This is a genomic window from Candidatus Rokuibacteriota bacterium, assembly GCA_016209385.1.
Classification (GTDB): Bacteria; Methylomirabilota; Methylomirabilia; order Rokubacteriales; family CSP1-6; genus JACQWB01.
Map to the genome: position 1 here is coordinate 1 of JACQWB010000207.1, position 10864 is coordinate 10864.

10 protein-coding genes are annotated in these 10864 nt (G+C 67.5%); all 10 read right to left on the reverse strand.

Annotated elements, in window-relative coordinates; all coding sequences use genetic code 11:
• Window positions 1-36 precede the first annotated feature (36 nt).
• Window positions 37-1041 (reverse strand): proline racemase family protein, encoded by a 1005-nt coding sequence (locus HY726_15140; protein MBI4610333.1) that lies wholly within the window; start codon window positions 1039-1041, stop codon window positions 37-39.
• Window positions 1038-1964 (reverse strand): proline dehydrogenase family protein, encoded by a 927-nt coding sequence (locus tag HY726_15145; protein MBI4610334.1) that lies wholly within the window; start codon window positions 1962-1964, stop codon window positions 1038-1040. The genes HY726_15140 and HY726_15145 overlap by 4 nt, the downstream gene beginning before the upstream one ends.
• Before the next feature lie 31 nt (window positions 1965-1995).
• On the reverse strand, window positions 1996-2931 hold the full coding sequence (locus HY726_15150; GenBank protein MBI4610335.1) for a Ppx/GppA family phosphatase: 936 nt from the start codon (window positions 2929-2931) through the stop codon (window positions 1996-1998).
• 72 nt (window positions 2932-3003) lie between these two features.
• Window positions 3004-5328, reverse strand: coding sequence for a GAF domain-containing protein (locus HY726_15155; GenBank protein MBI4610336.1), 2325 nt, complete (start codon window positions 5326-5328; stop codon window positions 3004-3006).
• Between the two features lie 175 nt (window positions 5329-5503).
• Entirely contained in the window at window positions 5504-5914 is a 411-nt protein-coding gene (locus HY726_15160) for a cytochrome c (protein MBI4610337.1), read from the reverse strand.
• Window positions 5915-6051: 137 nt separating this feature from the next.
• A complete protein-coding gene (locus HY726_15165) occupies window positions 6052-7038 on the reverse strand; it encodes a hypothetical protein (protein MBI4610338.1) in 987 nt (328 codons plus the stop codon).
• Window positions 7039-7144: 106 nt separating this feature from the next.
• Window positions 7145-8680, reverse strand: coding sequence for an MFS transporter (locus tag HY726_15170; protein MBI4610339.1), 1536 nt, complete (start codon window positions 8678-8680; stop codon window positions 7145-7147).
• Window positions 8681-8688: 8 nt separating this feature from the next.
• Window positions 8689-8982, reverse strand: coding sequence for a hypothetical protein (locus tag HY726_15175; GenBank protein MBI4610340.1), 294 nt, complete (start codon window positions 8980-8982; stop codon window positions 8689-8691).
• 87 nt (window positions 8983-9069) lie between these two features.
• Window positions 9070-9681, reverse strand: coding sequence for a restriction endonuclease (locus HY726_15180; GenBank protein ID MBI4610341.1), 612 nt, complete (start codon window positions 9679-9681; stop codon window positions 9070-9072).
• Window positions 9678-10586, reverse strand: coding sequence for a site-specific DNA-methyltransferase (locus HY726_15185; GenBank protein MBI4610342.1), 909 nt, complete (start codon window positions 10584-10586; stop codon window positions 9678-9680). The genes HY726_15180 and HY726_15185 overlap by 4 nt, the downstream gene beginning before the upstream one ends.
• Between the last annotated feature and the right edge of the window lie 278 nt (window positions 10587-10864).

The window sequence follows — 10864 nt, forward strand, 5'->3', positions numbered from 1 at the left end:
CCTCCGGCGTGGGTGCCCGGGCCCCCTCCGATTGTGCTAGAGGAGGAAGCCGCCCGGGAACGGGTCGTCGGGCTCGAGGACGAGCGTGGCGAGCCCGGTGAGGAAGGCGCGGCCGGTGATCTCGGGGACCACCGCCGGGTACGGGCCCACCTGGCTGATCGCGACGACCCGGCCGGTGAAGAGCGTCCCCAGAATGGACTCGTGGACGAACGGCTCCATCAGCGCGAGCTCGCCCCGCGCATGGAGGCTAGCCATCCGCGCCGACGTGCCCGTCCCGCACGGCGAGCGGTCGAGGCCGAGCGGCGAGACCACGACGGTGTTCTTGAAGTTCACGCCCGCCCGGACCGCGGGCTCGAAGAACTGGACGTAGAGGAGTCCCCTCGCCTGGGGCTGCTCGGGGTGCACCAGCGGAACCTCGCGCTCGATCTGGAGCCGGATCGCTTCGCCCACCTCGACGATCCTCTCGGCGTCGGCCGGCGTCAGCGAGAGGCCGACGGCCGAGGCGGGAACCATCGCGTAGAAGTGCCCGCCGTAGGCCAAATCGAAGGGAACCGTCCCGAGGCCGGAGACCTCCACCTTGGCGTCGGTGAGACAGGCGAAGGCCGGCACGTTTTGAAACGTCGCGCTGACCGCTTCCCCCCCCTCAACCGCGACCCGGCAGCGGACGAGCCCGGCTGCCGTCTCCAGCGTGAGCTCGGTCGTGGGCTCGCAGGCCACGACCCGACCCATCTCGACGAGCATCGAGGCGATGGCGATCGCCCCGTGGCCGCACATGTGGACGCAGCCGGAGGGCTCGATGAAGATCACGCCCGCCTGGGCCTCTGGCGAGATCGGCTCGGTGAGGATGGCCCCGCACATCGCCCGGTGACCCCGCGGCTCGTAGAGGACGAAGCCCAGCAAGTCCCGGAGGTTCCGGTCCACGAAATCGCTCCGCGCGAGCGGGGTGGCGCCCGGGATGGCCGGGGCGCCCCCCACGACAATCCGCATCGGTTCCCCCTCGGTGTGGTAGTCCACGACCGAGAGGAGACGTCTGACTCTCACCGGCGCACCACGTGCTTGAGAAGGAAGAGCAGGTTCGCGGGACGCTCCGCCAGCCGCCTCACGAAGTAGCCGTACCACTCCTCCCCGAAGGGCACAAGGAGCCGCAGGCGCGCGCCCTGCCGCCGGATCGGGGCGTGCAGGTCGTGGCGGATCCCGTACAGCATCTGGATCTCGAACGCTTCCGGCGCGATCCCGAGCCTCCGCGCCCGTTCGATGACGCAGCCGATCAGCCGCTCGTCGTGGGTGGCGAAGGCCGGGTAGACCCCTTGCCGGATCACCTCCGGCGAGAGGAGCAGATCAAGGAGGCGGGCGTAGTTGGCGTCCACGTCCCGTTTGTCAGGAAAGGCCAGCTCGGGCGGCTCGCGGTAGGCGCCCTTGCACAGCCGGACCGTCGCGCCGAGCGCGATCAGCCGCCGCACGTCGGCCTCGCTCCGGCGGAGGTAGGTCTGGATCACGCAGGCCACGTTGCTGAACCTGCGCCTCAGCCGCTCGTGGATCGCCAGCGTCCGCTCCGTGTAGGCGGACGATTCCATGTCGATCCAGACCCGGATCCCGGCCGCCTGGCCCCGATCGAGGACCCGCTCGACGTTCTCCAGGCACAGCGCCTCCGACAGGTCCAGCCCCATGTGGGTTAGCTTGAGGGAGGGCGCGCACGGGAGGTTCCGCCGCTTGATCTCGTCGACCAGCTCCAGATACACGCCCGCGGCCGCGCGCGCTTCCTCGGCGCTCCGGACGTTCTCACCGAGGTACGTGACCGCGGACAGGAGCCCCTCGGCGGTGACCCGGTCGATCACGCCCAAGGCCTCCTCAGGGCGCGTTCCCGCGACGAACCGCCGCACCAGGCGCCGCGTGAGCGGAAGTCGGTCGAGGGCGTCGCCGAGCGCGCGTCGTTCCGACAAGCGCAGGAGGAGCCGCCGGAGCATAACCCACCGTAGCACCGCGCCCGAGGCGCGGTCAATGCGCCGAGCACGACAGGTGCTCGATCAGGATTCCCTCGCGGAGCCCGAAGTCGCTGACGATGACCGCGTCGGAGCCGAAGGCGTCCAGGGCGGCCAGACAGATCGCGATGCCGGGGATGATCAGGTCAGCCCGGCCGGGCTCGAGCCCGGGCATGCTCGCCCGGGCGTGGGCTGGGAGCGCCGCGAGGGTCACGAGCAGCGTCTGGATCCGTGAGCGCGAGAGACGGTAACCATGGACCTTCGCCGGATCGTAGACGGCGAGGGCCTGGTCCAGGGCGGCCAGCGTCGTGACCGTCCCCGCGGTCCCGACGAGGTGATCGGGCCGCGACCCCGTCAGAAGATCATCGAGCCCCCCGGCGAGCCGGGTGCGGACCTCGTGGTCCAGCTCCGCGTACCGCGCACGGTCCACCGGCTCGGCGGTCCGGTATCGCTCGGCGAGCGACACGACACCGAGTGCCAGGCTGCGCGCCCGGCTGAGCTCCCGGTTCCGCGCGAGGATGAACTCGGTGCTCCCGCCGCCGATGTCGAAGACGAGAAGGGATCCGGCGAGCACCGGCAGCCCGTGGAGCGCCCCGAGCAGGGTCAGGCGTGCCTCCTCCTCGCCGGTCACCACCCGAACCTCGCGGCCGGTCGCGGCTCGCACGCGATCGAGGAACGCGGGCCGGTTGGCGGCGTCTCTGAGGGCGCTGGTGCCGACGATCAGGATCTGCTCGGCGCCGGCCGCGCGAGCCTGACCGCAGAACGTGGCCACGGCCTCAAGGGCGCGCGCCATGGCCGTCTCGCTGAGCCCGCCGCCGGCGCGAAGCCCCTCGCCCAGACGGGCCAGCGCCTGGGCCTGGAGCACAGGCCGCCAGCTCCGATCGTCAGCCACCTCCGCGACGAGCAGGCGGATGGTGTTGGTCCCGAGGTCGATCGAGGCGAGGCGGGTCACGACGAAGCGCGGTGATCGACGCGGGACGGGGAGGCGGGACGGCCCGGCCAGCCGCGCCGGAGGGGCCGGCTTCTACTCGGCCGGCCGCCGGAGCCGCAGGGCATCTGCCAGGACGCTCAGCACCTGGTCGTTCCGAAACGGCTTGAAGAGCGTGAGGTCCACCCCGCTCTCCCGAATCCTGTCGGGGTCCAGGAAGTCGCCCCACCCCGTGATGAGGATCACGGGGGTGCCAGGGGCCTTCTGCTTCACCGCCCGGGTCACCTCGAGGCCCGACTGCCCCGGCATGGAGAGGTCGGTGATGACCACGTCGTAGACTCCGGCCTCGAACCGGGAAAGCCCCTCGACGCCGTCCGGAGCGCTGTCCACGGTGTGGCCGGCCGCACCGAGGACCGACACGAGCACCCGGCAGATGTGCTCCTCGTCCTCGATGACCAGCACCCGGGCGGGAGCCGGTGGCGCCTGCTCGGCAGGCACCAGCATCGGGACGGACGGCGGGTGCAGCTCCCGCGCCCTCGAGAACGAGATCGTGAAAGTGGTGCCCTCGCCCTCGCGGCTCTCCACGGCGATCGACGCGCGGTGGCGCGTCACGACGCCGTGGACCACCGACAGGCCGAGCCCGGTCCGCTGCGGCGAGCGGGTCGTGAAGAACGGGTCGAAGAGCTGGCGCTTGACGGTCTCGCTCATCCCCGTGCCGGTGTCCCTGATCGAGAGCACGATCTGGTCGCCGCGCTGCCGCGTGGTGAGCGTCAGGCGGCCACCGTGCGGCATCGCGTCGAGCGCGTTCAGGATCAGGTTGACCAGCATCTCCCTGAGCTCGACCGGGTTGCCGAACACCGGGGCGCCCTCGGCCAGGTCGGTGACCACCTCGACCCTGAGCCCCTGGGCCTCAGCCTCGTCCTTCCAGCGCGGCCGGGTGAGGGCGACAGCTTCCTGAACCGTGGTGTCGAGGTCCAGGAGGAACGGCTCCTCCACCGTCCGCGTCGCGGCGAACCCCTGGAGGCGCCGGATCAGGTCGGCGGCGCGCCAGGCCGCCTCCGCGATGACCCCGACGTCCTCACGCAGGTGGCCTTCAGTCGTCCGCTCCAGGATGAGCTGAGCCTTGCCGAGAATGATGGCCAGGATGTTGTTGAACTCGTGCGCCACCCCGCCCGCCATGGCGCTCAGCGCCCGCGCCTTCTCGATCCGGACCAGCCTGTCCTGCGCCGCCGTGATCTCGTCAAAGGCCTGGCGCACCTCGCCGTACAGCTGCCCGTTCTCGATCGCGAGCCCCACCAGCGCCGACAGGAGCTGGGCCGCTTCAACCTCGTCGGGCGCGAACTCCCTCACGCGGGAATCGGCGAGGTAGAAGCAGCCGACCAGCATCCCGCGGCTCCGGAGCGGCACGGCGACGAGTGCCCGGATCCCGAGCCCCTTCAGCGCGGGGTCGTCGGGACGTCCGTGCAGGTCCGGGCAGACCACGAGCTGCTGGTCCCTGAACAGTTCGCCGGTCACGCCGCTGCGCGTGTCCGCACGCCAGCGCTCGATCGTCTCCTCCGAGAAGCCGTGGCTCGCTCTGACGGTGACGTTGCCGCCCTCGGTCAGGAGCGCAATCGCCGCCGCCCGCAGCCGGAGAAGCCGGCACCCGGTCTCGCAGGCGATCGCGAGGATCTCTTGGATGTCGTTCCGCACGCTGGTCCGGGCCGACAGCTCCACCAGCTCCTTCAGCCGGTTGACCTGCCCGCCGAGCCGCTCGATAAGCCGGCGATGGGCTAGAGCGGTCCCCACCCGGTCGGCGATGACGCTCGCCAGCTGGAGGTCCTCGAGCGTGAACGGCGCCGGCCGCCCGCGCCGGCCGGCGAAGAGGACCCCGACGACCTCGCCCTCGGCGCGGATCGGGAGCGCCAGGGCGTTGCGCACCGGGAAGCGGAAGATGAACGGATCGGTAGGACTCTCGCCCAGCGGGGTGTCGTAGGTGAGGGGCCGTCCCTCGCGAAAGCCCCGGCCCGTAAGCCCCTCGCCCGGCAGGATGGAGCACTCGATCAGGTCGTCGGCGCGGAAGCCGCGCGCCGCCCGCGCGACAAGCCGCTCCTGGTCCGGGTCGAGGAGGAAAATGACGGCCCGGTCCAGCAGGAGCAGCCGCATGAGGCGATCGACGGCCAGGCTACACACCTCGGCCGGCTCCGGACCGGAGAACGGGATTGACAGGATCTCGTGGAACGGCGCCAGCGCCGCCTGCTGGGGCTCGACAAGGGGTTGCCCCACATCCACCCGCGGGATCGCAGAGGGGGTCTCGCGGGTGGCAACCTCATTGGGATCGGGTCGCTGCAGGCGCTGGATACGCTCGCGGAGGGAGTCGAGGGTGCGGCTGATCTCGCTGAGGTCCTCCCAGAGCGGACGTTCCGTCCTCTCTTGCTCCATCCCAGGTCCTCCCCGATCGGGGCCTGGCTCCTAAGCGCGGCCGGTGGCAGAGTCCCTACACCATACGAGCGTCAGGTCGCGAAAGTCAAGCACCTGTACCGGGTCGGCACCGCCGCGCACCCGAAGAACAAAACGCCCCTCCTTGGACCCGGAGGGCATCCCCGAGTCCGGGAAGCTACTTCTTGAGGGTGCGGATGAATTGCACCATCGCCCAGCGGTCGTTTTCCGGCAGGTGCTTCCAGGGTGGCATCGGGCCGCGCCCGTTCGAGATCTTCCAGAACAGCTCGCCGTCGCTCTCTGCCTGGGTAGCCGCGGCGGTCCAGTTCGCCGGCTTGACGGGCAACGCCGCAGCGGCCGGGCCGTCCCCCAGGCCCTTCGGGCCATGGCAGGCCACGCAGTTGGTCTCGAAGACCTTCTTGGCCTGGGCGAGAACCTTGTCCGACTTGGGCAGGGGGTTCTTGAGCTGCTTGGCCTCGGCCGGGGCCTTCCACTTCTCCTGGGCCCGCCCGGCCGTCCCGAGCGCGACCGCGCACAGGATCGCCAGCGCGACCGCCCCCACCTGGAATGGACGCCGACGCGCGATCATGGTGCCTCCTTCCTGTAAGGGCGCATGACGCTCCGCCACGCGCCGCTCGACCGTTCCGACGGTCTGCCTGGGCGATCTATTCGCATCCCCGGGTGTGTAGCACCCCGCCGGACCGGTGGTCAAGTGATTTTTCGGAATCACCAGTCCTCCTTCTCGAACTGGATCCCGTTCTTGTCGGCGACGTACTTCACGTCCTCCATGAGCATGGCGTTCCCGCACGTCAGGATCACGGTGGACGACGGGCGGAAGCGCTCCTGCAACTCCTGCGGGGACAGCTGGTCGGGCAGCCGGGGCCTCACCGCCTGCGCGAACGCCGCCTTCGCCGCGGAGACGTCTGCCCCGTTCGCCAGCGCCGCCTGCAGCGCCTCCTCCTCCTTCAGGGGCATTTCGAAAATGAAGCGCAGGAGATTGTTCGCGCGCCCCAGCCCCATCTTCGGATCTCCCGCGTCACGGGCCGACGGTCGGCTCACCGAAGGTATGTAGACAAAATCGAAGAGCCGCGAGGCCTCAATGGCGAGAAGCTCGTCGTGGTAAGCCAGCTCGGCGTACGTCCTGTTCGTGTGAAGCAGCGTGTAGCTCACCCCATCGGTTGTGCCCTGGCTCGCCTCGAAGTGGAGCTGCTTGACCATCGAGACGAATGGCGCCAGGCCGGTCCCGGTCCCCACCAGCACCACACTCCGGAAGCCGGCCGCGCGCTTGTCCAGCGTGAAGTCACCGACGATCCGGTTGACGTACGTGATCGCGTTGTCGCCCTTCGGGTCGATCCGCCAGAAGGACTCCGTGAGCCGCCCGGGATTCCCGTGGCGGTCGGTCTCCAGGACGACGTAGAGCTCGAGGCAGGCGTGCTGGCGCGTCTCGAAGGGGGCCGAGGCGATCGAGTACGAGTGCGTCACAGGTCCCCGCTTCGGGTTCCCGTCGGCGTCAAGGTCGGCCACGTAGTCGATCCCGCCCCCGGCCAGGGTTACCTTCTTCGTCAGCTTGCAGTCGTCGCGGCGCAGCGCGATGTACTGGCCGGCCTTGAAGTCGGGGAACTGGCTTCCGGGCTGAGGAAGCAGACGAAAGATCGCCAGGATCGGCGAGAGGTCTCGCCTGTAGACCACGGTCCCCGCGTGTCGCTCGGCCATAGAGGTTCTAGCGTCCCTGGCGCTTTTGTGAGAATTTTCTCAAAGTCACTCCCCAGTCTACCCGAGAATGCCCTGCCAGACAAATCGCTTCTCGTGGATCGGGCGCCTACCCGCCCTGACGCCCAAGACCGAGGACCCAGCAGAGGCTCGCGATCACCCCGTAGGCGCCGGCGAGGGTCCCTGGCCAGGGGGAGTCGAGCGCCCAGGGGAGGAAGAGGGCGCCGGTAGGGAGCGGCGAGTGGATGAGGCCGAAGAGCGTCCCGACGCTCGCCAGCGCGAAGGTGAGCCCGGCGAGCTGGAGGCGGCGGTCGATGATCCAGGCGAGGGCGGAGCCCCAGAGGAGTGCGGTCAGGACGAAGCCGTTCCCGAGCACCAGGAGCGTCTGGTAGGTCGTCCCGGCGTCGCCGCTCAGATCGGCGCCGCTCTTGCCGACGCTCGAGAGGAAGCTGTTCGCCTCGATCAGGACCAGGTCAGCCACCACCGGCAGGAACGCCACCGCCACGGCCGGGGCGTGGCGGGCCGGGCTCGCGATGAAGGCCTGGGCTGTGATCTCGAGGCCGATGAAGATGAGGATCGGCGCGACCGCGGCCTCGGGGAGCCAGCCCACCAGGAAGGAGATCACGCCGACCGCCGAGCCCACGCCGATCAGGAGCGCCGTGGCCACGGTGTAGCCGGCCCGGGCGCCCATCGCCTTGTAGGCCGGGTGGCCGATGTACGGGGTGTTCTGGATCACTCCGCCACAAAGGCCGGCGATGACCGTCGCGACCGCCTCGGTCAGCAGGATGTCCCGGGTCCGGTACTCGTCGCCCGCGGCGATGGCGCTCTCCGTATTGTCGATGCCTCCGACCACCGTCGCGATGGCGAACGGGACCGCGACGGAGAGATACCCGAGCGTCAGGTCCGTTGCGCCGAGCCAGGCGAGGGTCGGCCACGGGAACGCCAGGCGAAAGCCCGCGCCCTCCCCGACAGCGTGCGCCGCCCCGCCCCAGCCGACGACGTCCCGCCCCCAGAAGATCAGCGCGCCCGCCACCACAGCGGCAAAGGCTCCCGGGATCCCCCACGGGAGCCGCTGCCTGCCCACCAGCGTGACCAGGACCAGGATCAGCGCAACGAGCCCGACCAGAGGATCGCCAAAGACCTTGAGCGACGGGAGGAAGGCGATGAGGAGGATCGCCACGCCCGCGATCGAGCCGAGGAGGCCGGCCCTCGGAACGATCCGGCGTACCCAGTCCCCGGCGAACGCCAGGACCAGCTTCACGACCCCCATCGCCACCGTGACCCCCATCCCGACCTTCCAGGCGAGGACGGGATCCTTCGTCAGGAGCATCACCGGACCCAGGACCCCGAAGACGACGCCGAAGAGCGACGGCGTGTCGATCCCGAACGGCATCGCCGTCACGTCGTCACGACCGGTCTTCTTCATGAGCCTGATGGCGAGCCAGGAATAGGCCAGATCGCCGACCAGGACTCCGGCGGCCGTGCCCGGGATCATGCTGAAGAGGACCAGGTCGGCGGGGAACTTGAAGAGGCCAACGAGGAGGCCGCTCAGGACAACGAGGTTCGTCATGTTGTCCAGGGCCAGGCCAAAGAACGCGTTCAGGTCCCCGGGCGCGACCCAGCGAAGGGAACGGGTGGCGCTCACGGGAGGCGTCAGGCTGACTTCGAGGGTTGACCGGGCTGGGTGTCGAGAAGCTCACGCGCCAGGCCCCGGATCCGCCCGGCCAGGGCCTCGCACCAGGCGAAGCTCGCTTTCCCCTCCGCGACTTCCTGGTACGTCAGCTCGAGCGGGGGCTGATCCGGAGGCGGGAGTAGGCGATCGCCCAGGCGCAGGCGGACACCGTAGGACTTCCCCTCGCGCTCCTCCTCGGCCTCGACGACCCCCTCGACCCGCGGGCTCTCGCGCTTGGCGTGAGAGAGCACGAAGTTATGGAGCCAGCGCGCCACTTCCTGGTAGCTACCGCCGGCGAGTATGGACTCCTCCCGTTTATGGGTAGTGGTAATTGCGGGTAATGGGCTATTTTGACCGGGTTTTCACGGCTCGATCCCGATCAGTACGAGCGGAACCGGCGGGACGCCTCGCCCCTGGCGCGCAATGTCGTACAGCGCCCCTTCGTAGTAGCCAGGCCCAGAGGACATTTCCTCCTGCATGGCTTTCATGGGCAGGATTTCAACGCCTACGTCAATGGCATCCCCTACGAAGAAGGCGAGATGTTTCACGAACAGGTCATAGGCAATGAACGCGTACTTACCCATCTGGACTTCTACCGCCACTCGGTTCTTCACGAAGTCGGTTTGGTTGTAAGAGAAAATAGCCCGCTTCCCCGCTTTCTCGATTAGCCCTCTCTGCTCTGGCGCGGGAAGGAACATGGTCTTGCGGATCAGCCGGTAATCGTCCGTCACCCAGTAGCTCGTCCGGCTCTCACGCCACCCGGCCTTTTCCAGCCGCGTCTCAAATGCCTTATTGAGTTCGATGGGGGCATACAGCAGCCTGCCCTTCATCGTCCGCTCGTCGCTCACCTTGGTCTTGTATTTCGTGGCGTCGATGCTCCTGATCGTAAACACAATCTCTTGCCAAATCTTCTTCTCGTGGACAAGGAGCCACTCATGCCCGTTCAGGTGGGAATGTAATGCAGCGATCTTCACTGGCTCGGACGCTGGGGAAGCGGTCTTTGCGCGACTTTCTCTCGCCCGCTTGGTCGATACACGGGCCGCTCCATCGGGCGGGTTCGGAGCGTCCCCGCATGCGCTGCGCGAATGCGCTCGCGGGCCACAGTAATGTAATCCTCGACCAGTTCCGCCCCGATACCCTTCCTGCCTTGGCGAATCGCGGCCACGGCCGTTGTGCCAACTCCCATGTAGGGATCCAGCACCCAGTCACCTGGTCGGGTCATCGACAGCACGAGACGCTCGATGAGTTCCACGGGGAATTGGCACGGATGAATGGTTTTTTCCACGTGATTATGTTTGACGTTTGGGATGATCCAAAGATCACCGGGGTTTTTCCCTAAGGGGTTACAGGAATACTGCCCGGCTTTTGGTCCCTTGAAGTATTTCTTTCCGGGGTACTTTTGCGGAATACGAACGGCATCAAGATTAAATACGTACTCATCTGATTTCGTGAACCAGACGATGGTTTCATACCGTCCGGAGAACCGGCGCGAGCAGTGAAGACCATGCTCAAAATGCCAAATGATCCGATTCCGCATCTTGAGTCCGAGGTTGTGAAACGTCGGCCAGAGCGCAATGTCGAGCGGTATGATTTCGTTGTCATCCACGAAGTTCCCGACTTGCCAGCAGATGGAGCCATCGTCGGCGAGGACTCGCGCGCACTCTTTGATGACCCTCGACTGACCGTCCAGATACTGGTCCAGCTTCATCCGTCGCTCGTACCGCTTCCCGATGTTGTATGGGGGTGACGTGACGATGAGTTTTGCCAAGCCATCGGGCAGCTTCCCGAGAAGGTCAAGGCAGTCTCCATGATAAAGCACCACTTCGGCGTCTTGGCGAAAAGTCCCCGCAAGTTTCAACGCCCTCCCGTAAAGCGACATTTGTTCTTTCACCCGCCGGCTCGTCATATTATTCCAGGCCTTCACCCGAATCTACAATGGGTTGGTAGTCAACTCGGCGAGATAACTTCATTGAACATCGCACATTCTCTGATGCCCTCATGCCGGCTCTCTTACGTCTGGACGGAGCCATTTCTGGCACCAGACTAACAGGACTTCTCGTCAACCTATAGTGTCTAAATTCTCATACATGGGCTCTTACACACGCAGACTCAGCACTCGTTGTAGCCGCAGGAGAGGCACTTCTTGCACCCCTCCTC